Genomic DNA, 21014 nt, shown 5'->3' on the forward strand with positions numbered 1-21014 from the left:
CCCGTTTCGCCTCCCTGTCATTGCCCCTCGCCTGCCAGAGATCGCCTCCGTCGCTCATCATCAGCCAGGAGTCATGGACCGCGTCGAACCAAGCGAGTGCCAAGCGGCCCGAAATCGGCCAAGCATACGCTGACTCGCCATGACGCTGCAAATCGCAGCTATACACCCGGTGCTGGTATCCAGATAGCAGCAGCCACCGCCCTCCCGGCGCCACCGAAAGGTGGCGCACATCGCCCGCCGGTAATCGGCATGCGACGCCAGCATCTAGCAGTCGATCACCTTCGATCTGTACTTCACGCAAGGTCCCGGTGGCCTCTGCCACCCAGAGCCGCTTGCCGTCAGCCGACGCCTGCACGGCCTCCACTTTGGCCGGCGAGCGTGGTACCAGCCTGCTGCTTTTGCCTTGGCCATCGGCTGGCGAAAGGCTGACCACCCCGATGCGATCAACCGCCCAAACGCGACCATCGGGTAGCCACCCGGCCTTCACAACGCCCCTTTCGTGCCCGCGAATCCGGGCCTGCGGAATCTCACTACCGAGAAGACGCCAGCTCATGCCCATGGCATCTGCAGGCAGGTACTGAGGCTGCCATTCGAGGGCTACCAGGGTGCCAAGTAGGGGCGAGCGCTCCAGCGCAGCTTCGGCCACGCGCACCTGCGACGAAGCCTGTGCCTGAAGCGCCCGGTTACTCGCCTCATTGAACTGCCACGCCGCTAGCCCCGCACCCGCAACCACGGCCGCCGCGGCCGTCATGGTCTGCATCGCCTGCCGGCGCCGCCGGCGCGTCTCCTCGCGCTGCCAGACTGCTGCCAACCCGGGGTGCTTATCGGCCGGCAAGTCCAGTAGGTCCACTGCCAGCCGCACTAGTTCGTCCTCAGCATCACGGATACTATCTCCGCGCAAGCCACGCCATTGACGCAGGTCGTACCAGATCTGCCGGGTGTGCAGCCCAGCAGCGATGGCTGCGGGCGGAACGATCCCGTCGGGTTGCGTGGACGGGTCGGTTCCCGCAGCAATGGCCAACCACACGTGGTCCGGCCCGCGGGTCTTCAGCATCCAAGCCACTTCGCGATCGACCCAAGACGACGACGCCGTTTCATGCGAGCACAGCACCACGAGCCTGCGGCAGTGCTGCAGGGCAGACTCGATGCGGCGCCACACCGAATCTGGAACCTCTCCCGTGCGCGGCAGCAACCACTGGCGAAAATCGCTGCCGTCGCGGCACACCTGCAGCGCCCGCACCTGCTGGCCGCCGGCGGCCACGCGTTTATGAAAGCCCTCGAGGAACGCTTCCACTCGCCGGCTCAGGTGGTAGTTGCCGCGTGTGGAATAACTCAGGAATGCATCGAAGACGTCTGCGGACGGCGTCGCCTCAGTGGCACCGCTGCCGGATGGGAACCCTGGCGCGACTGGAATGCTGGGTATTGACATACGGCTCCCTGGACACTAGCCCCAAGACTCGGTACTAGGGCCCGCAGCGCGACACATTACTACTGAGAAGTCAGAAGCGGGTAAGACGGTCGCAAGGAGGCGTGCGCAGCCGACCCGTCACTGGGAGATGCCGAACGGCGCAGTGTTTCCGGCGAAGCCAGTGGAGATGCGTGCAACGATCCTCCCGTCGGCCGTACTGTCGAGTGCGATTTGCCTACAGTACCGAGGAGCGGGGATACGTGTTCCCCAGTGCAGATTGCCCGCTAGGCTGCAGGGATCGCCAATAACCTCACTTACAACTCCCCAAACAGGAGAGAAAACGTTCGTGCGAATGCGCGTAGCAGTTGGCCTGCGATTGGGGAGGTTGCTTGTTGCAATACGCATTATCTAGGTCGAACTCGCGCTGGCAGTTCTGCCTGATGTCGTTGCAGGTCGCATAGGCGGCAAGTGAGACAAGGGCTAAGGAGCCAATTGCGAAGATCTTGCGGAGCGAAGTCATGGAACCCTCCTCGATGTGGAAAGTGACAGCTAATAGCGTTTATCTGCCGCCGCAGAAGAGCCCGAGTCAACCGCAGGCGACTCGCGGCAGATAAACCTTGTTGGACTGATCCGCCGCGCTGGCGGGCGCTATGGGGATTGTAAGGCTAGGCCGCCCAAGGTCAATCGTTTTGCATCAATCCCCCGAGCGGACTCACGATGCTCTTCCTCCAGGAGGAAGAAATGTTGTGTGAAGAAGACGTTCGAGCCCGCTGGCAATAGAACAGGTACAAGACAAAGTGCGGCGACAAGAAAAACGGCAGGAAATCTGATGTTCGGCTGGTTCAAAAAAGCAAAGGAAAAGGCGGGCTCATCGTCCAAATAGGCCGCTTCAGCGGAATCACCAGTCGCTGCAAGCAATAGGTTGCGGACGTTGATAGTTCTCGGCGCCTGAATGGTCGCTATGGTCAGTCGCAAAGGACGGCATCCGACCAGTTGCCGCCGTTCCGGCGCGCGGCTGGTTAATGACCGCTATCCAAGTTAACCTGCCGCGAGGTACGCTAGGACCGGACGCAAGTCATCGGCTTGAGCGGCGATTATCGTCCAAACCTGATCTGCACCGGCACCTTGAAAGTCATGCGACCGTGGCAGGCTCAGGGAATTAATGTGGCAATGCAAATCGTGATGCTCTGCCTTTCCTATGACTCTAGCTGACGCACTCGGATTGCGTATGCGCCGAGAAAAAGGAATACTTATCGTGCTCTATCCAACATATGCCAAATAGGTCACCATGCGACAGAGACATATAAAGTTCCTCAGTCAAGCGTCGTTCGCGGAAAATCAGCTACGCCTTCAGGTGACCTGACATGGCTTCGCCATCGCCCACAATCGGCGAACTCGCGCGGGCGTTGCACGAGCGCGGTGATGCGTCGCTCGATATTGACCTACCCGCAAACGCAACGATTGATCTAGAGGGCCAACCGGGAGTCCAGATCAATGGCGCCAAGCTTCGCTTTGCCAGCCTAGCCGATTTGAATCGCTTCGTGGTCGGCGACGTCCAGCGCGAGCTCGGCGCCGATGGCATAACTAACGCGGAGCGCCTATTTGGCGCAGCTAAGGCGCTACAACGCCACGAGATCAGCCACCCGGACCGGGCCTCCGGCCGTCTGCTCGCGGCAGCGCAGGCTGGCGGAACTGACGTGCTGCAGTTGGCTGCTCACGCTGTTGGCGACCACATCTGCGTGTTCGACGCGTTGCATGCTATCGAAAACATGTTGCTGCATTGCGACACGCTACCGCTTCACTCATTGATCGCGCTGAACGATGCGCAGCACGAGCTCACGCATGGCGACATGGCTGCCAACGTATTCTTCGGCAAGCTGCAGCAGTGGCTGGTCTCACATGTTGCGATCGCGCAGGCGCTTCTCGCCGAGCTGCTGAACGAACCGCAGGAGTCGCGCGCAACCCTGACAGGTACGGCCTGGATGGGCTGGTTTGCGAGCGAGCCGGCGACGGCTGCGCAGTCGCTGCTGCAGGCGGTCGATCGGCGAGAGAGGCCTCTTCCTGCCGTCACGACTTGGATCGCGGGCCGCATGCTGCAACACGTTAGCCTGCCGCAGGAACTCGCTCATGAGCTCGATACCGTAGTGTTATGCCGCCTAGCGAGCATGGAGCGGACCGAGCGCAACGCGGCACTGGAAGCGGCAACCGGGCTGCTGCACCTGCGCCGCAGCTTCGATGACGAGCTGAAGCGGCTCGCGGGCGCACGTGACCAGGACGCTCTGGGCTATATCGCGACCGCGATCGTGCGCGAAGATGATGAGCTGCGTGCCGCTAATCTGTTCTTCGAGTGGCTTGCGCCGTGCAAGCATCTCGGTGAGGCGTACAAGGGCGCACTCGACCAGCTCGATTTCGCTTTGTCGCGCCTGTTGCATGCAACGCCAGTCGAGCGCGACGCCACGCTGACGTTCCTTCTCGACTGGATCGAGGCGCAGCCTTTCGAAGGGCCGAACGATCGCCGATTCGCGGAGCTGTTCAACTTGAGCGCGGCTAACGTCTTGAACAGCCCGCCGCTGCTGTCTCGCGTGGTAACACAATGGCTGCTCTCCGACAGCAAGGCTCCGGCCGCAGCTATCGCGGGCCTGCTGTCCGGAGTTCGCAACTACGAACGGGTCGAGCTCAGCTTCGACGCGCAACTCCTCGACGGTGTACCGGACTCAGATCTGCTGTACCTGGCGCGGCGGCTGCTTGGCTACATTATCGACTCCGAGCATCTACTGTCGCTTGCGCTGTCGCTGCTGTCGGTGTCTCAGGCACAGCGGCGGGTGTTCCCAATGATGCGGTCGCTGTTGGGCGACGAAATCGGCTACGACTATCCGGGTACGACGATCCGGCGGCTGCAGATTGCGGAGCACGCGGTAGATCCTGCCGCATCGGCGTTGTTCGCCGAAATCCGTGAGCGCCTTGAAGCAGATATGGCACGGCTGGAAGCGCTCCCTCGCCTCAAGGAACTTGTACCCCCACCGGCGCTGCGCCGCACGTTCCATAAGGCGCGAGCCAAGCAGATGGCGCGCGCTATGGCCGATGCGCAGTCGAAGTCGATCCTGCAGCAGCTGGTCACCACGGTGCACTTGAAGGGGGGTAATCGGTCGTTCCAGTACTTGCCGGAAATGCTGGGGTACACTGAGCCGATGCAGCTGAAACCGATGTCAGTCTCATTCGAGATGCCGCGGCGCGAGGCACTCGATCCAGTGGGCAATGCGTATCGCATGCACAGCAATCGCTCGGCTGAACGGGGTGACACGTGAGACTGGTGCTTTCCCAATACCTGCGCACGCTACGTGAACGCGACGAGTTCGATCGCCTGCTGCCAGAACTGCTGGCGAAGATGGGCTACGTTCCACTGGTCAAGCCACAAGCGGGTACGCGCCAGTTCGGAGTCGACTTCCCTGCCGCAGGAAAGTCGGTCAAGGACGGTGCGGACGAGTTGCTGCTGTTCGTGATTAAGCAAGGCGATATCGGACGGCAGCAATGGAGCGGCGGGCAAAACGCAGTGCGCCAGAGCATGGAGGAAATCCTCGACGTGTTCCTCGCGAGCCACATACCACCCGGCTACGAAAACCACCGCAAGGTGATCGTCGTCGCCACCACTGGCGATCTCAGCCAAGACACTCTGCAGAACTGGAGCGGCTTCACCGATCGGCATACACAGGTCGCGTTCGAGTTCTGGGGGGCTGACCACGTCGCCAAGTTGCTGGAGCAATATCTGCTCGACGAGAACCTGTTCGACACTCAAGACCGCAGCGACCTGCGCAAGTCGCTTGCGCTCGCGGGCGACTCCGAATACCGGTTCACGGATCTGTGCCGGCTGGTGCTGCGCCAACTCGGCCTAAACACCGACGGATCGCTCACAGCGCAGGGGCAGGCGCAGTCCGTCAAGGACTTGGTCAAGGCGTTGCGTCGGGTACATCTGGCGGCCAGAATCTGCGCTTATTGGGCGGATGCGGAAGGTGAGCGCCGCCAAGCGCTGTGGGTGCTGGAGCGCACCATTCTGTGGTGCTTCCACCGCGCGCAGGCTCAGAATCTACACACGAATAGCACCGTGTTGCAGGAGCTGTTCGACATCTGGAAGTCGCACGCTGAAGCAGCGCAGCGGATCTACGAGCTGCTCCTGCCGCATCTGGAAGTCAAGGACGGCTTCTCGGGTTACTGTCGCGAGGGGGCCGAATATTCGATCATGCTGTTCGAGCAGATCGGGCTGCTGGCAAGCATCGGGATCGGGATGGCGCTAACCAACGTCAACGAAAGTCAGCGCGAGCAGGCGATGGGTAACGCGCACACAGTCGCGGAAGCACTGGCCATCTTGTTACGCAATCACAGTGCGGCGGCGTCACCGCGCCTGGATGAGCACGTGATCGACATTTGCCTTGTGTTGGTGCTGTTCGCCCTGACTGGACAGCGTGAAGCGACGCGTTGGTGGATGCAGGAGCTCGTTTGTCGCCTCAATTTTGTTTACCGGTTGGGACAACACCTGCCGGTCGGAACCGATTCGCTCGACGATTTGGTCGAACTGGATGTCGAGGGCGACGACGAAATGAAGACCAAGGCTAAGCAGACCTCGTGGTTGCTAGCAACGCTCGCAAGTTGGTGCGCTATGCTCAAGTTCGACGACCTGTACTCGTTGCTGGCGCAAGGCGCGGCGACCAAGTATCCGGAAGTCGGCGCGCAGCTGTGGCATCCGTCGGTCGACTGGCGCCTCGCCTGGTATTTCGAGCCAGGACATCATCGGCATGGCACGAGTGAGGCACCCTACGTGATACCGCCAGATGCACCCGCACTGCGCGAACGCATCAAGGAATTCAACGCAAGTAAAGTTCTGCAGTGGGAGGAGCATTCGCCAGCGCTCGCCGTCGGCCTTTGGCCGATCGACTTCCTTGCATGCCGCCACTTCAGAACGCCCGTGCCTGCATCGGTGTGGTACTCCTTGGCGGTGCCCGATGCTGCTGCGTCGGAAAAGCCCGAAGCTGCAGAAGAGTAGCATACCTCGTGGCGCGCCGCTGTTAGACAAGGCAATCGCACCTTCATCACATGAGGCCGAGCAAGTCGGCGCAGAACCGATCGGAGGTGGCAGTTGACAGAGCGCAGCAGCCGTTGGCCTGGCAAGGGAGCAATCAGACTTCGATCAATCAGGAAGGAGTCTGCAATTGAATCCAGCCACACTCGGAAACCCTGAAACAAAGCCAAGCTGATCAGCCCTGAATATGAGGAAGCTAGCAGCAGGTCGGTCTTTTCCTTGGAGTTCAACCTTAATGGGTTTGCAGACCTTGACGCTCTAAGGAGGAACCTCCCAACCCAGCGCTCTGGCTAAACTGTTATAAAAAACAATGGCTTGCATTTCTGTTTCTTGTGAGTAAGGAAGGGTTTCCGGGAGAAGAAAGAGACGTTCTGGCCGATGCACGACAAAGCTTTCTTGGTTAGAAAAAGGTTAAAAGATGGTTAACGGCCGAAAAACAGGGCAAAAAAAACGAGAAACAACAGATAGTTAGGAAAACAGCCCCTGCTTCATCTGTCACGATTTCATGCGCCATCTGTTACGGTTTCATGCTTCATCTGTCACGGGTTTCGCAGCCAACTGGCCAATTCCATGCTTCATCTGTCACGAGACATGCGTCATCTGTCACGATTGGCGGCGGCTTGGTGGATCTGGAGCGATGCGCCGAGAAGGTTATCCACAAGTAGGGTTGGCAAACGGGGTTTTCACGTCCAAAACCGTGACAGATGACGCAGGGTCGACGAGTTTGCCATGCGTCATCTGTCACGCTGCCTGCGTCATCTGTCACGGTTCTGTGGATAAGTGCGCTCTGCGGGCATTTGAAGAGGGCTTTGGGACTGGTCCTTGGCAAGCCGTGACAAATGAAGCATGGAGAGGAACTGGGCGCTCACGCCCTGAGTGTGCCCGGTGCTCGTGCCGTCATTCGTTCACGACGTAGATGCTGTCGTCGGTATGTAGCTGCACGCACTTGGCAATTCCGCTGGCCTCGATCTCCGCGCAGGCTTCTCGTGCTGTGCGCCGCCACCCGTAGACGGTCTTGCTCGTTGATCCGCACATTTCGCGGAATCTTTCGAGCTTCAGCGGGAAAGGTTGCTTGTGGCTCTCGATGTAGTCTGCCAGTCGGCGGGCTACGGGCGACAAGGAGCGGTAGGTTTCCCAGGAATGATTGGTGAAGGTGTTGCCGGCGAAGAGCACGATCAGGTTGGGGTCAACCCAAACGCGGTATTGCGTGAGCTTGCCTTCAGAGTCGTTGATGGCGCTGTACTTGTCGATCAGCGAGATGGCGCCGCTCTTGCCATAGGCCTTATCGTTCAGGACCAGCACTTCGTTGGCCTTGAGGCGAGAAATGGATTCGCGGACTTTGTCGTAGTAGCGCCCATTCTTGGCCCAACCGAGGTCGCGCACCAGATCCTTGACGGAGAACTCGAAGGGCTCGCCCAAGGGCACGTGTTTGGCGTAATGCATGATCTGCAGCCAGACGAGTTCGTCATCCTCGGCCCTCAGTTCGATGCCGGTATAGACAAGCGAAATACCTTGGCCTTCGTGCAGGTGGAACAGTTTTTCGTGTTGCAGAACCCGCCGGGCTTCCCTCTTGTTGCGGGCGGTGAACAGCGACGAGCGGGCGTAGTCGTTCGGGATGAAGCGCTGGCTGTCGTTCAGGTCGGGGAGCAGCAAGTCCAGTTGGAACGGCTGGTGTGGGTCAATGCCCCGCTTGTCCAGGTAGGCATCGCGGCGAAGCTTGTCGAACTTCCCGGAAATCTGATCTGTCGGTACTTTTTCGCCGGTTGCCATACTCTCTTACTCCCTCTTTCTTCCGTTGACCTTGCGGCTCGACAGCTGTCAAGCCGCAAGGCTGCTGGGGTATCCGAACCCTGCTTACCCTTCCACGAGTGCTACGAGCTGCACCTGCGAAAGATCGGCCATGAACTCCTGTCCGTCATCCTCGTATTTCAACAAGGCGTAGCCTGCGGCCGGTGGCCGGCGATTCAGGAGCAGGCGGGCGGGCCGATCGTCGTGCCTGACCTGCACGATGGTTTTCTTCAGCTTGTCCAGGTTGGCTTCCTTCGGAGCTTTATCGTGCTTGTCAGCGGACGCTTCCGGAGCTTGCTCGCCAACGGCGTTTTCATGGTCGCTGGCTTCGGTGTCGCTCTGGGCGGCGGGAGACTCATCGACCGGATCGTCGTCGGCGGCAGGGGCGACGTACTCGTGCTTGCGTTTGTCCTCCAGGAACTCGCGCAGTAGCTTGACCGATCCGCGGGCAATTTCCTGGCTGTCGTCGGCCAGCCACACGCTAACCTCCTGGGGGCGCTTCTTGTGCGCCGTCACCAGTTCGTTGATCACCGTCACGTCACGGCACCGGCCGGAGTTGAACGCGGCGGCAATGGGATCCGGGAGGTCCAGCAAGGTGACGTGCTGCGAGACGAAGGAAGCGGACTTGCCAAGCTCCTTGGCTATTTCGCCCTTCTGCTTGCCCTTGGCCAGTTCGCGGCCGATGAAGTCGGCAATCTCGCGGGGGGTAAGGTCGTTGCGTTGCAGGTTCTCGATGACCTGGTCGGCCTCGTTGTAGTCATTGTCGATGAACGCGGGGATGCTGCTCTTACCAGCCAGTTTTGACGCGCGGGCGCGCCGCGCGCCGTGGTTGATGATGAAAAAGCCGGGTGCCTCGGGATTCTCACGCACGGAAATCGGGGTCTTGACGCCGCGCAAACGGATCGTGTCGGCGAGTTCTGTCAGGCTTTCCGAAGAGAAGCCCGGGTTGTCCTTGGTTCTCGGTTGGTGGGGATCCTCGGAAATCAGATCGAGCGGCAACTCCATTGGCCCGGAGGCTTTCCCGCTGGCTTCCGGCTGGTTCAGGAGGGCCGAAAGATCGCCGATGTTATCGAGGCCCAGTCCGAACGCCGGTGGCTGCGCCTCGGGCTGTTTCTTGGCCTTCTTGACGGTGTTGGTGGCGGCGGTGGTCATTGTGCAATCTCCATCTTCTCGAAAACATGAGCGGCCAATGCGCGGACTTCCTGCGCGGCCTTGCGAGCGGCGGTCTTCCTGATCTTCCAGACCGGCACGCCTGAAGCCAGGGCATCGGCGATGCTGCTGCGCAGGCCGATTCCGGCCGGGATCATCAGTTGTGGATAGGCGTTCGCCAGCTCCTGCAGGTGGCGACCGTGGCGCGGGTTGCGGCCATCGATCTTGCTGGGCACCATGCCAAGGAATTTCAGGCCGGGATTGGCCTTGCGGACGTTGGCAATGGCCATGACCATCTTCTTGATCCCCTGGATGCTGTACGCCTCCAGCTCGATCGGCGAAAGCACATAGTCGGCCGCGTAAAGCGCCGCGGCCATGCTGACGCCAAGGGAAGGAGCGGTGTCGATCAGGCATACGTCGAACCCGCATTTGGCCAGAGCCTTGACGTTGTGCGTGAAGCTCGACGCCACGTCGGCCATCGTCCGCTTCTCCATGTCGGCCAGTGGCGCGTCGGAAGCGATCAGGCGTACCAGCGGGCCTTCGGGTAAATCCTTGAAGCAGGCGCGTACCGCGTCGCCTTTCGTCGAGAACATCTGGCTTGCCAGGTAGCCGCTCTGGAATTTCTGCAGCGTATAAGAGGCATTGGCCTGGGTGTCCAGGTCGATCACGGCAACTCTCAAGCCGCGTTCGAGGAAGTCAAACGCAAGGTGAACGACGGTCGAAGTCTTGCCGACGCCGCCCTTCTGGTTTGCCGTGACGAGTGTTTTCATTTAGTGGGTTCCCGTTTCCTTGTGGCGTCCTCGGCCCACTTTTTCACAATGAAAGCCTGGTGTTCCGGCAATACTGCCGACACCCGCTCGTACCCCGCCGGTAAATTCTTTGCCTGGTGTGCGGACCACACCCGGTCGACCGCTTGCGATACCGCACCCCTGGAGAGTCCCAATAACGCGACAAAGTCCGCTTGTGGTTTGCCGTCGATCAGCACGCCGCGGGCGATCTCCAGTGTCTGTTCCCCTACTTTCAGCCCCTTGGCGGCCTCGTGGAACTGGCCTTCGGTCAGCCGTTTTTTCATGGATTTGCACCCATTTTTTTGCTCCGCGCCAGGATTGATCAAAAGGCGGTGACAGCCGCCATTCGTGAGTCGCCGGCCAGCCGAACGACTGCCGTTCGGGAGGGCCAATTTTTTTAGCCGCTAAAATTTGTTGCCTTTCGGCTTGTACAGAGAAACAAAGCAGGTAAGCGAGGTCAGCACTGCGAAATGGAGGGTAAACGTCCAAACGTCATGAACGTCCGCCCTGCCCCATTGGTATATCATGCGAAACAACTGAAAAAATACGTCGATCGACAGAACCCACTTCAATACCGGCCACACGAGGACAATGGCAACCCAGATGCCTTCGACCAGGCCGGAAAAGATGGCTTTTCCGCGGATCCCTTCAAGGTACTTGGGAGCGATCCACGGCCGAGCCGCACGGGGGACGGGGGAATCGAGACTCCGGGGGAACTTGATGATGCTCGCCATTGATTGACCCTCCATGCGGTCGCATGTCTAATGCCGCTTGCAGGCCCGCGCCTGGGCCCTGGTGTGACAGCACTGGGGTCAAGCGCCCCGGTTTGTCCGGGGCGCTTCACCTTGCCCGTCCGTTTGTCAACTGGCCTCTTCGACCGATCACGTCGGTCCGAACCGGATTTGGGCTGCGCGCCGGCTTTCGATACATGACACCGCCTCTTTGTCGTTCGCACCCCGTCGGTTCGCCAGCTGTGCCGCCCGCTCAGTTGGGAGTTATAGGTCACAAACACAGTCCTCCATAGAGCGCTGGATAGCAATTTAGCTAAACTCCATTCCTGCGTCAAGAACTTTAGCGGCTAAAATTTTCAGGCCGCGCCACCGGACGGTGATGACCACGTGTACAGCCACATCTTTTTTTACCAACATCCTTCGCCTGCTTGAGGAACGAGGCATGACGAAGCACGAACTGGCCGACAAGGCGCACATCTCCATCTCGTTTCTCTCAGATCTGACCAACGGCAAGGCGAATCCCTCGTTGAAGATCATGGAGGCGATCGCCGACGCGCTTGACACCCCGCTGCCAACACTCCTCGAATGGACCGACCTTGACCGGGACAGTCTGGACGCTCTGGCCGGTGGGCATGCTCCCCGCAGCCTTCCAGAAGGTGTCGCACGGGTGACAGCGGTGTTGCCAGATCACCAGGTTTTCATCGTCAAAAAGTGGGATGAGGCGACAAGAAAGAAACTGCGCAACCCCTCGTAACGCCAGGGCAGGGTTTTAGCCGCTAAAATTCTCTGCCCCTCCGACTGGCGCGCCCTGCGCCCTATCAAAGCCCGATCCTGGATTGTCAGATCCACGCATGACAAGCACAAAAGCTTGTTAAAGCGGGCCACCCGTTAGCACAAACTCCAACGCACGTCCACTATAGCCATCGGCTTGCATCAATTTCTAGTTCGTTATATCGTTTGTCGGACTGGGTGTTTTCGGCATTCCAGCAAACCGGACAGAGATCGACAGATGGCAGAAAGCGAAGCGCTCGTTTCCACCCTCAAGGAGCGGGCGAAGAAAAAGTTGGAACGTGACCTGGGGCCGCTCCTCATGGACGCCTTGGCTGATCCCAGGACGGTCGAGATCATGCTCAACGCAGACGGCAAGCTTTGGCAGGAGCGGCTCGGTGAAAGGATGTGTTGCATCGGCTCCATTCCGTTTGCACGGGCCGAAGCAATCATCAAGACGGTTGCCGGCTATCACGGCAAGGAAGTCACCCGGCACAAGCCAATTCTCGAAGGCGAGTTGCCGCTCGATGGGTCGCGCTTCGCCGGGCAGCTTCCTCCAGTAGTTCCTGCGCCGACGTTTGCCATTCGCAAGCAGGCCGTCGCCATCTTCACGCTGGAACAGTACGTCGCAGCCGGGATCATGACCGCCGCACAGCAGGCGATTCTGACCTCCGCCATAAGGGCACACCGGAACATCCTGGTGATTGGCGGCACGGGCTCCGGCAAGACCACCCTGGTCAACGCCATCATCAATGCCATGGTCGAGCTCGATCCGAGCGAACGCGTTTTCATCATCGAGGACACCGGGGAAATCCAGTGTGCCGCCGAAAACTTCGTGCAGTACCACACCTCGCTCGAAGTGACGATGACCATGCTCTTGAAGACCACGCTGCGCATGCGGCCCGACCGGATCCTGGTCGGCGAAGTGCGCGGCCCTGAGGCGCTCGACTTGTTGATGGCCTGGAATACCGGCCACGAAGGCGGTGCCGCAACGCTGCACGCCAATAACGCCAAGGCTGGACTTGATCGTCTGGCCATGCTCATCAGCATGCACCCGGATTCACCCAAACCGATTGAACCACTGATAGGGGAGGCGGTTCACGTCGTCGTCCATATCGCCAGAACTCCCGAAGGCCGCTGCGTCCAGGAAATCATCGAGGTTTCCGGGTACGAGGACGGCCGCTACATCACTCGCCCTTTGTAAAGGACCAAACCCATGCAAGCACCCGCCATGCCTTTCCCACTCAAGAACTCGACTGTCGTCTCTCTCGGGCTGCTCCTGTTGCTGGCGTTCTTCCTGCTGACCCCGCAAGAAGCTTTCGCCTCGGTGGGCACTGGCGGTTCGCTGCCCTATGAAAGTTGGTTGACCAACCTGCGCAACTCGGTGACCGGCCCGGTCGCCTTCGCGCTATCGATCATCGGCATTGTCGTTGCCGGCGGAGTGCTGATCTTCGGCGGCGATCTCAACGGATTCTTCCGCACCTTGATCTTCATCGTCCTGGTGATGGCCTTGCTGGTTGGTGCGCAAAACGTGATGGGCACCTTCTTCGGCCGTGGCGCGGTAATCGCCGGCTCGACCTCAATCGATTCCGGAAGGCTGGCCTGAGCATGGCTCTTCGCTCGGTCCCCATTCGGCGCGCCGGCAACCGGGACAACCTGTTCATGGGAGGGGACCGTGAGCTGGTCATGTTCGCCGGCCTGCTGGCCTTTGCGCTGATTTTCAGTGCGCAGGAAGTCAGGGCGACGCTCGTCGGCCTGGTGTTGTGGATCGCGGCGCTCTACGCCTTCCGACTCATGGCGAAGGCCGATCCGAAGATGCGTTTCGTGTACATACGGCACCGTCGCTACAAGCCGTATTACCCGGCGCGCAGCACACCCTTCCGGGAAAACACGACCAGCCAGGGGAGGCAATACCAATGATCGAAGGACTTGCATTCGCCATTGCCGCCTCGGGAGCGGTTCTTCTGCTCGCGCTCTACACCCGTATCCGTGCGGTCGATGAAGACTTGAGACTGAAAAAGCATCGCTCCAGGGATGCCGGTCTGGCCGATCTGCTCAACTACGCCGCGATGGTGGACGACGGGGTGATCGTGGGCAAGAACGGCTCTTTCATGGCCGCATGGCTGTACAACGGAAGCGACAACGCCAGCAGCACCGACGAGCAGCGCGAGATCGTCTCGTTCCGCATCAACCAGGCCCTCTCCGGGCTTGGTAATGGCTGGATGCTGCACGTTGACGCGGTGCGTCGGCCGGCGGCCAACTACTCGAGCCGCGGCAGCTCGCACTTCCCCGACGGGGTATCGGCGGCCATCGACGAGGAACGGCGTCGGCTGTTCGAGGGCCTGGGCACCATGTACGAAGGCTACTTCGTGCTGACGCTGACCTACTTCCCGCCGCTGCTCGCGCAACGCAAGTTCGTTGAACTGATGTTCGACGACGACACGCAGGCGCCCGATCAGAAGGCCAGCACGAGAGGCTTGATCGAGTTCTTCAAACGCGAGTGCGCCACCATCGAGTCGCGCTTGTCGTCGGCGCTGAGCCTCCAGCGCCTGCGCGGCCACAAGGTGGTCAACGAGGACGGTTCGCAGGTCACCCACGACGACTTCCTGCGCTGGCTGCAATTCTGCGTCACCGGCATCAATCACCCGCTGCAGCTGCCGACCAACCCGATGTACCTGGACGCGCTCATTGGCGGGCAGGAAATGTGGACCGGCGTGGTGCCCAAGGTCGGCCGGCAGTTCATCCAGACCGTCGCCATCGAAGGCTTCCCCCTGGAGTCCACCCCAGGCATCCTGACCGCCCTCGGCGAGCTGCCTTGCGAATACCGTTGGTCGTCGCGCTTCATCTTCATGGACACGCACGAGGCGGTGCGGCACCTCGACAAGTTTCGCAAGAAGTGGCGGCAGAAGATTCGCGGCTTTTTCGACCAGGTGTTCAACACCAACACCGGGTCCATCGATCAGGATGCGATCTCGATGGTCGCCGATGCCGAATCGGCCATCGCCGAAGTCAATAGCGGCCTGGTCGCCCAGGGCTATTACACCAGCGTCGTCGTGCTCATGGACGAGGATCGAACCCGTCTTGAAGCGTCTGCACGCCAGGTAGAAAAGGCGATCAACCGTCTCGGTTTCGCGGCCCGCATCGAGACCATCAACACCATGGACGCCTACCTCGGCAGCTTGCCCGGGCATGGCGTCGAGAACGTTCGCCGGCCACTCATCAACACCATGAACCTGGCCGACCTGCTGCCGACGAGCACGATCTGGACAGGCAGCGACGGTGCGCCGTGCCCGATGTATCCGCCACTGGCGCCGGCCTTGATGCACTGCGTGACGCACGGCGCGACGCCGTTTCGGCTGAACCTGCACGTGCGCGACCTCGGCCATACCTTCATGTTCGGCCCGACCGGCGCCGGCAAGTCGACGCACCTGGGCATCATCGCCGCACAGCTGCGCCGCTATGCCGGGATGTCGATCTTCGCCTTCGACAAGGGGATGTCGATGTACCCGCTCGCTGCTGCCATCCGCGCCCAGACCGGGGGCAGCAGCGGCAAGCATTTCACGGTCGCCGCCGACGATGAGCGCCTGGCCTTCTGTCCCTTTCAGTTCCTGGAAACCAAGGGGGATCGAGCCTGGGCGATGGAGTGGATCGACACCATCCTGGCGTTGAACGGACTCGATACCTCGGCCGCGCAGCGCAACGAAATCGGCAATGCGATCCTCAGTCTGCATTCCAGTGGTGGCCGCACCCTGTCCGAATTCTCGGTCACCATCCAGGACGAGGCGATCCGCGAGGCCATTCGGCAGTACACGGTCGATGGCGCGATGGGACACCTGCTCGACGCCGAGGAAGACGGCTTGTCGCTCTCCGATTTCACGGTCTTCGAGATCGAGGAATTGATGAACCTGGGCGAGAAGTACGCGCTGCCGGTGCTGCTGTATCTGTTCCGGCGAATCGAGCGCGCCCTGCATGGCCAGCCGGCGGTGATCATCCTCGACGAGGCCTGGCTGATGCTCGGACACCCGGCGTTCCGCGCCAAGATCAGGGAATGGCTCAAGGTCCTGCGCAAGGCGAACTGCCTGGTTTTGATGGCGACGCAGAGCCTCTCCGACGCGGTCAACTCGGGGATCCTGGACGTGATCGTCGAATCGACGGCGACCAAGGTGTTCCTGCCCAACATCTACGCGCGCGACGAGGACACGGCGGCGCTGTATCGCCGCATGGGCCTCAACGCCCGGCAAATCGAGATCCTCGCGACCGCCATTCCCAAGCGCCAGTACTACTACGTTTCGGAAAACGGCCGCCGCCTCTACGACCTCGCCCTGGGGCCGTTGGCCCTGGCCTTCGTTGGTGCTGCCGACAAGGAATCGGTGGCCACCATCAAGCACCTGGAAGCCAAGTTTGGCCATGGCTGGGTGAATGAGTGGCTGCAGGGCAGGGGATTGAACCTTAGCGAATATGGAGTCGCCGCATGAGCTTTGCTGATCAACTCAAGGGCTGGCCATTCAAGCGAGCCGCTCCCGACGCCGACCCCCGGCGTTCCCATGAACCGATGGTCGGGGGGCGCCGCAGCGGCGAGAACGAAAATCCCTACCTGGCGGCTCGTCGTACCTGGAACGAGCACGTCGGCAGCGTCGTTTCTGCACGTCAGACCTGGCAGCTGCTCAGCATTCTGTCGCTGTTGATCGCGCTGGCCGGCGTCGGCGGGATCATCCACATTGGCAGCCAGGCGAAGTTCGTGCCCTACGTCGTCCAGGTGGACAAGCTCGGACAGGCGCTGGCCGTGGCACCCGCCGAGCGGGCGGCGCCGGCCGATGTGCGGGTGATCGAAGCGTCGGTGGCCGCGTTCATCAGCGACGCGCGCGTGGTCACGCCGGACGTGGCCCTGCAGCGCAAGGCCGTGTTCCGCGTGTACTCGATGCTCGCCCCGCACGATCCGGCCACGGCCAGGATGAATGAATGGCTGAACGGCAGCGAGGAAGCCAGCCCGTTCAAGCGGGCGGCAAAGGAAACGGTCAGCATCGAGGTCGCCTCGGTGCTCGCGCAGACGCCCGAAACCTGGCAAGTCGATTGGCTGGAAACCACCCGCGACCGGCAGGGGATCGTCAAGGGCCAGCCTTTCCGCATGCGCTCCCTGGTGACCGTCTATGTCGTCGAACCGACCCCCGAGACCAGCGAAGAACAGGTGCGCAACAACCCGCTGGGTATCTATGTCCGTGATTTCTCCTGGTCGAAACAGCTTTGAAAGGGGCACCCCCAATGAAGAAGGTTCTCTACGCAATGATCCTGGGCGCTGTGCCCGCAGTCGCCCTGGCGGCCTCTGGCGACAACCTCGCCGACCTCTATTTTTCGGGCAAGAACCCGACCCTGACCAAGCAGGAGAAAGTGGCGATTGCCATCGCCGAGAAGTGGAAGGCCTCGGGAGGAACGGGTACCGCCCCGGTGGCCGGCCCGAACGGTTCGATCAGGTTCCTCTACGGCGCCCAGCAACCGAGCATCGTTTGCGCCGTGCTGCAGGTGTGCGACGTGGCTTTGCAGCCCGGCGAACAGGTCAACTCGATCAACCTCGGCGATACGGCTCGCTGGACGGTTGAACCGGCGATCACCGGCAGTGGTGGCGGCGAGGTTCAACACCTGATCATCAAGCCGCTGGATGTGGGACTGGAAACGTCCCTGGTCGTGACCACCAATCGGCGCACCTATCACCTGCGGCTGCGCTCGCATCGCACGCGCTACATGCCGCAAGTCTCCTTCACCTATCCCGAAGACGCGATGGCCAAGTGGGAAGCGATCAAGACCCGCGAGGTGAGGGAACGCCAAGACAACACGCTGCCGCAAACCGGTGAGTACCTGGGCAACCTGAGCTTCGATTACGAGGTCTCGGGCAGCGCAGCCTGGAAACCCTTGCGCGTCTACAACGACGGCAGCAAGACGATCATCCAGATGCCCTCGACGATGGCCCAGGGCGAAGCGCCGACCCTGCTGGTCGTACGCAAGGACGGCGGCCTGTTCTCCGACGACGAAACGGTGATGGTCAACTATCGCGTGCAGGGCAACCGCTACATTGTCGATGCCGTATTCGACAAGGCCATCCTGATTGCCGGCGTTGGATCGGACCAGGACCGGGTGACCATCCAGAAGGGGCAATGACCATGCGCAAGCTCATGGGCCTCGCGCCCCTCCTGTTCCTGCTGGCCGGCCTGTCTGGCTGCGCCTCGATCGAGCCTTACGGTAATTTCCTTGGCGCTAACGCCCCGGCTACCTTGAATGAAACGCTCGCCGCGGACACGGTAAAGCAGCTCATGGTCCTGTACCCACCGGCGAGCACCCGCTTCGACCTTGGCCAGCCGACGCCTGACGCCTACGGCAGCGCATTGGTCGAATCTCTGCGCATCAAGGGCTATGCCATCCTGGAGTTCGAACCGGACGAGGCTGCGTCGGCGGACAACCCGAACACCGCCGGGCCGGGGCTGAACCTGCGCTATGTGCTCGACGCGCCGGCCAGCACAAACCTCTACCGCCTCACGCTGATGGTCGGCTCGCAGTCCCTGAGTCGCGCCTACGTGGCGCAGAACGATAGCGTGGCCCCGGCCGGTGCCTGGGTTCGGAAGGAGTGAGCGGTCATGGCTGAGCACCTCACCGAAGAGCAAATGTCACCGGATGCTTCGCCTGGCGAAGTGTCCCGGCGGTCGGGTGTGCGCCGGGTGAACAACCTGCCGGTGTACCTCGTCGGCGGCGTCATGACCGTCTTCCTGATCGTCATGGTCCTGGTGGCCGCGGATCGCGCTGCCCAGCAGAACGAGCCGGCGCAGGGGGCAAAGGAGAAGGGCGGCAACAGCAGCCTGTTCGCCAACGAGATCGCCGGTAAGCAAAAGGACGGGATCATCCCGGCCGAGGCCGCGAAACCGCTGCAAGTCCCGGCACTCGCTGGCCCCGGTACACAGCTCGGCGCAATCCCCATTGCCCGCCCGGAAAACCTCGACGCACCGCCTATGCCACCTCGCTCGACAGGGGATGGCACGCTCCAACGCACTCCCCGCGACGATGAGCTGGATCGCATCCGCATGGTGAAGATGCAGCAGCTCGAAGAGGCGGTGAAGGCCAGGACGACCGTACCGGTCGTCGCCCCGCGTAGCGCGGGTTCGCCACCGGGTGGGGTGACGGGCGCGCCTGGTAGTCGTGAAGAAGCCATTGCCCGCTTGGCCGCAGTGCGGCAGCAGATCGACGCCGCCGGCCGGGATGATCCGACGGCGGCCTACAAGGCACGCCTGGCGCAGCTGCAGGGTATGAGTGGGGCAGGGCGGAGCAGCGCTTCGTCCGCCCCGCAACTGCTGCCAACGGCGGCGACTGGCGGCAAGAACAGCGTTTCGCAATTCGGCAACACCGGATCTGGCGACCGCTGGAGGCTCGATTCCCAGCCGGAAGCGCCGCGTTCGCCGTACGAACTACGCGCCGGCTTCGTGGTGGCAGCGACGCTGATTTCGGGGATCAATTCCGACCTGCCGGGCCAGATCATGGCCCAGATCGCGCAGAACGTTTTCGACACGGCCACCGGCAAATATCTGCTGCTTCCGCAAGGCTCGCGCCTGGTCGGCAGCTATTCGAGCGACGTCGCCTACGGTCAGGCGCGGGTGCTGGTGGCCTGGCAGCGCATCATTTTCCCGGACGGCAAGGCGATGGACATCGGCTCGATGCCGGGCGCCGATGGTGTCGGCTACGCCGGGTTCAACGACCGGGTGAACAACCATTACCTGCGGCTGTTCGGGTCCGCATTGCTGATGTCGGCCGTCACCGCCGGCATCAGCTATAGCCAACAGCAGAACCAGACGCAGACACCCTACGGCACGCCAAGTGCCAGCAGCGCCATGAGCGAGGCCCTGGGGCAGCAGCTCGGGCAGGTGACCGCGCAATTGATCGCCAAGAACATGAACATTGCGCCGACTTTGGAGATCCGGCCCGGCTATCGCTTCAACGTCATCGTCACCAAGGACATGACGTTTTCCAAGCCGTACCAATCCTTTGACTACTGATGACGCTAGGGAGAAAAGACGATGAAGCCCGAGGCTAAAATTTTAGCCGCTAAAATTTTCCTGGCGATGGCCCTCTCGGCCAGCCCAGCGATGATGGCGCCGGCACATGCGACCGGGATCCCTGTGTTCGACGCCGGCAACCTCACGCAGAACGTGATGACCGCCATGGAAAGCGTGGCGCAAACGCTGCAGCAAATCGAGCAATACCGGACGCAACTGCAGCAGTACGAAAACATGCTGAGGAATACCGCTGCACCGGCCGCCTACATCTGGGATCAGGCGGTGACCACGATGAACCTGCTGCGCGGTGCGATCGACACCCTGGACTACTACAAGGCCAACCTCGGCAGCATCGACAACTACCTGGGCAAGTTCCAGGACACGGCCTACTACCGCAGCTCGCCTTGCTTCAACTCTGGCGGGTGTACGGCGGCGGAATGGGCCGCGATGAAGGATAGCCAGCGCCTCGGGTCCGAAGCACAGAAGAGGGCGACCGATGCGCTGTTCAGAGGCCTCGACCGTCAGCAGGACGCGATGCAAGCCGATGCGCGCACCCTGCAGCGCCTGCAGTCGAGTGCGCAAGGCGCGACGGGCCAGATGCAGGCCATCGGCTACGCCAACCAGCTGGCCAGCCAACAGGCAAACCAGTTGCTGCAGATCCGGGGACTCCTGATCGCGCAGCAAAACGCCATCGCCACCCGGAATCAGGTGCTGGCCGATCGTGAAGCACAAGAAGCCGCTGCCGGCGAGCAACTGCGCAGTGGCACTTTTCGCAGCAGTACAGGGCGTACTTGGTAAGAAGGAGATGACATGAATGCAAGACAACTCTCGAGCGTGGCGATGGTTGCCATGGTGATAGCGACCGTCCCGGGTTGTGGCGACAAGCCAGAAACCAAAAATCCCGTCGCCAGCCCGGCCTGCGCCGATCTGGACAAGGTGCAAGATCCCGCTCAACGCGCTGAACTTCTCGACAAGTGCCCACGACAAGGAGAGTTCAAACCTAGCCAACAGAAAGCCTGGTGAGGTAGCGATGAGAAGAACGCCCGCCCTATTAGGTGCCACCACCGGCGCGCTGTTGCTGTGGCTGCTGCTCTTTTCCGTCGAAGCGCAGGCGGCTATCGACAGTTCGGATGTGCTGGATAACGTCCTGGCACGTTATTCGGCCGCGGCCAGCATGTGGGCGGCTACGATCACGGCACGGGCCTCGTGGTTGTTCTGGACCCTGGCCTTGATCTCGATGGTCTGGACCTTCGGCATGCTGGCCTTGCGCAAGGCCGACAT

At 61.2% G+C, this 21014-nt stretch carries 20 protein-coding genes and 1 pseudogene; 14 read left to right on the top strand and 7 right to left on the bottom strand.

The features are described 5' to 3' along the window. Both E4Q23_RS22865 and E4Q23_RS22870 read right to left on the bottom strand, forming a co-directional pair. Positions 1–1261, bottom strand: a 1261-nt coding sequence (locus E4Q23_RS22865; protein WP_336511766.1) for a TIR domain-containing protein, incomplete at its 3' end; no start/stop codon positions are given. A 795-nt stretch (positions 1262–2056) separates the two neighbouring features. After that, complete coding sequence (locus tag E4Q23_RS22870; RefSeq protein ID WP_169068713.1) at positions 2057–2383, bottom strand: hypothetical protein; 327 nt, start codon at positions 2381–2383, stop codon at positions 2057–2059. A gap of 389 nt (positions 2384–2772) precedes the next feature. Between E4Q23_RS22870 and E4Q23_RS22875 the strand changes: the two genes are divergently transcribed. Both E4Q23_RS22875 and E4Q23_RS22880 read left to right on the top strand, forming a co-directional pair. After that, complete coding sequence (locus tag E4Q23_RS22875; RefSeq protein ID WP_169068714.1) at positions 2773–4713, top strand: hypothetical protein; 1941 nt, start codon at positions 2773–2775, stop codon at positions 4711–4713. Between the two features lie 80 nt (positions 4714–4793). After that, positions 4794–6443: a hypothetical protein gene (locus E4Q23_RS22880; RefSeq protein WP_169068715.1), complete on the top strand. Its 1650-nt coding sequence runs from the start codon at positions 4794–4796 to the stop codon at positions 6441–6443. A 933-nt stretch (positions 6444–7376) separates the two neighbouring features. Here the strand turns inward: E4Q23_RS22880 and trfA are convergent. The 5 genes from trfA to kleE all read right to left on the bottom strand — a co-directional run bounded on the left by trfA (position 7377) and on the right by kleE (position 10938). Then, the gene (gene trfA / locus E4Q23_RS22885; RefSeq protein WP_169068716.1) at positions 7377–8249 is read right to left on the bottom strand and encodes a plasmid replication initiator TrfA; all 873 of its coding nucleotides are present in this window, start codon (positions 8247–8249) and stop codon (positions 7377–7379) included. Positions 8250–8333: 84 nt separating this feature from the next. Then, complete coding sequence (locus E4Q23_RS22890) at positions 8334–9419, bottom strand: transcriptional repressor gene korB (protein ID WP_169068717.1); 1086 nt, start codon at positions 9417–9419, stop codon at positions 8334–8336. Next, entirely contained in the window at positions 9416–10186 is a 771-nt protein-coding gene (locus E4Q23_RS22895) for a ParA family protein (RefSeq protein WP_169068718.1), read from the bottom strand. The genes E4Q23_RS22890 and E4Q23_RS22895 overlap by 4 nt, the downstream gene beginning before the upstream one ends. Next, entirely contained in the window at positions 10183–10488 is a 306-nt protein-coding gene (locus E4Q23_RS22900; protein WP_169068719.1) for a transcriptional regulator KorA, read from the bottom strand. The genes E4Q23_RS22895 and E4Q23_RS22900 overlap by 4 nt, the downstream gene beginning before the upstream one ends. A gap of 120 nt (positions 10489–10608) precedes the next feature. Then, the gene (gene kleE, locus E4Q23_RS22905; protein ID WP_169068720.1) at positions 10609–10938 is read right to left on the bottom strand and encodes a KleE stable inheritance protein; all 330 of its coding nucleotides are present in this window, start codon (positions 10936–10938) and stop codon (positions 10609–10611) included. Positions 10939–11314: 376 nt separating this feature from the next. Between kleE and E4Q23_RS22910 the strand changes: the two genes are divergently transcribed. The 12 genes and pseudogenes from E4Q23_RS22910 to E4Q23_RS22965 all read left to right on the top strand — a co-directional run. After that, on the top strand, positions 11315–11689 hold the full coding sequence (locus tag E4Q23_RS22910; RefSeq protein WP_169068721.1) for a transcriptional regulator: 375 nt from the start codon (positions 11315–11317) through the stop codon (positions 11687–11689). Between the two features lie 255 nt (positions 11690–11944). After that, the gene (gene trbB / locus E4Q23_RS22915) at positions 11945–12907 is read left to right on the top strand and encodes a P-type conjugative transfer ATPase TrbB (protein WP_169068722.1); all 963 of its coding nucleotides are present in this window, start codon (positions 11945–11947) and stop codon (positions 12905–12907) included. 12 nt (positions 12908–12919) lie between these two features. Beyond that, on the top strand, positions 12920–13309 hold the full coding sequence (gene trbC / locus E4Q23_RS22920) for a conjugal transfer system pilin TrbC (RefSeq protein ID WP_211203916.1): 390 nt from the start codon (positions 12920–12922) through the stop codon (positions 13307–13309). A 2-nt stretch (positions 13310–13311) separates the two neighbouring features. Next, on the top strand, positions 13312–13623 hold the full coding sequence (locus E4Q23_RS22925; protein WP_169068723.1) for a conjugal transfer protein TrbD: 312 nt from the start codon (positions 13312–13314) through the stop codon (positions 13621–13623). Continuing rightward, on the top strand, positions 13620–16178 hold the full coding sequence (locus E4Q23_RS22930; RefSeq protein WP_169068724.1) for a VirB4 family type IV secretion/conjugal transfer ATPase: 2559 nt from the start codon (positions 13620–13622) through the stop codon (positions 16176–16178). Before E4Q23_RS22925 ends, E4Q23_RS22930 begins: the two co-directional genes overlap by 4 nt. Continuing rightward, positions 16175–16948, top strand: coding sequence for a conjugal transfer protein TrbF (locus E4Q23_RS22935; RefSeq protein ID WP_169068725.1), 774 nt, complete (start codon positions 16175–16177; stop codon positions 16946–16948). Before E4Q23_RS22930 ends, E4Q23_RS22935 begins: the two co-directional genes overlap by 4 nt. Before the next feature lie 14 nt (positions 16949–16962). Beyond that, positions 16963–17853 carry a P-type conjugative transfer protein TrbG gene (gene trbG, locus E4Q23_RS22940; RefSeq protein ID WP_169068726.1) on the top strand — a complete coding sequence of 297 codons (891 nt, stop codon included), beginning with the start codon at positions 16963–16965 and terminating at the stop codon, positions 17851–17853. 2 nt (positions 17854–17855) lie between these two features. Continuing rightward, on the top strand, positions 17856–18320 hold the full coding sequence (locus E4Q23_RS22945; protein ID WP_169068727.1) for a conjugal transfer protein TrbH: 465 nt from the start codon (positions 17856–17858) through the stop codon (positions 18318–18320). A 6-nt stretch (positions 18321–18326) separates the two neighbouring features. Beyond that, the gene (locus tag E4Q23_RS22950) at positions 18327–19733 is read left to right on the top strand and encodes a TrbI/VirB10 family protein (protein ID WP_169068728.1); all 1407 of its coding nucleotides are present in this window, start codon (positions 18327–18329) and stop codon (positions 19731–19733) included. Between the two features lie 21 nt (positions 19734–19754). Continuing rightward, positions 19755–20531 carry a P-type conjugative transfer protein TrbJ gene (gene trbJ, locus E4Q23_RS22955; RefSeq protein WP_169068729.1) on the top strand — a complete coding sequence of 259 codons (777 nt, stop codon included), beginning with the start codon at positions 19755–19757 and terminating at the stop codon, positions 20529–20531. Positions 20532–20543: 12 nt separating this feature from the next. Continuing rightward, positions 20544–20756 (top strand): entry exclusion lipoprotein TrbK, encoded by a 213-nt coding sequence (gene trbK / locus E4Q23_RS22960; protein WP_169068730.1) that lies wholly within the window; start codon positions 20544–20546, stop codon positions 20754–20756. A 7-nt stretch (positions 20757–20763) separates the two neighbouring features. Then, positions 20764–21014 (top strand): annotated as a pseudogene (locus tag E4Q23_RS22965) (P-type conjugative transfer protein TrbL); the annotation flags it as partial.

It is taken from the genome of Candidatus Accumulibacter phosphatis (genome assembly GCF_012939955.1).
GTDB lineage: Bacteria > Pseudomonadota > Gammaproteobacteria > Burkholderiales > Rhodocyclaceae > Accumulibacter > Accumulibacter delftensis.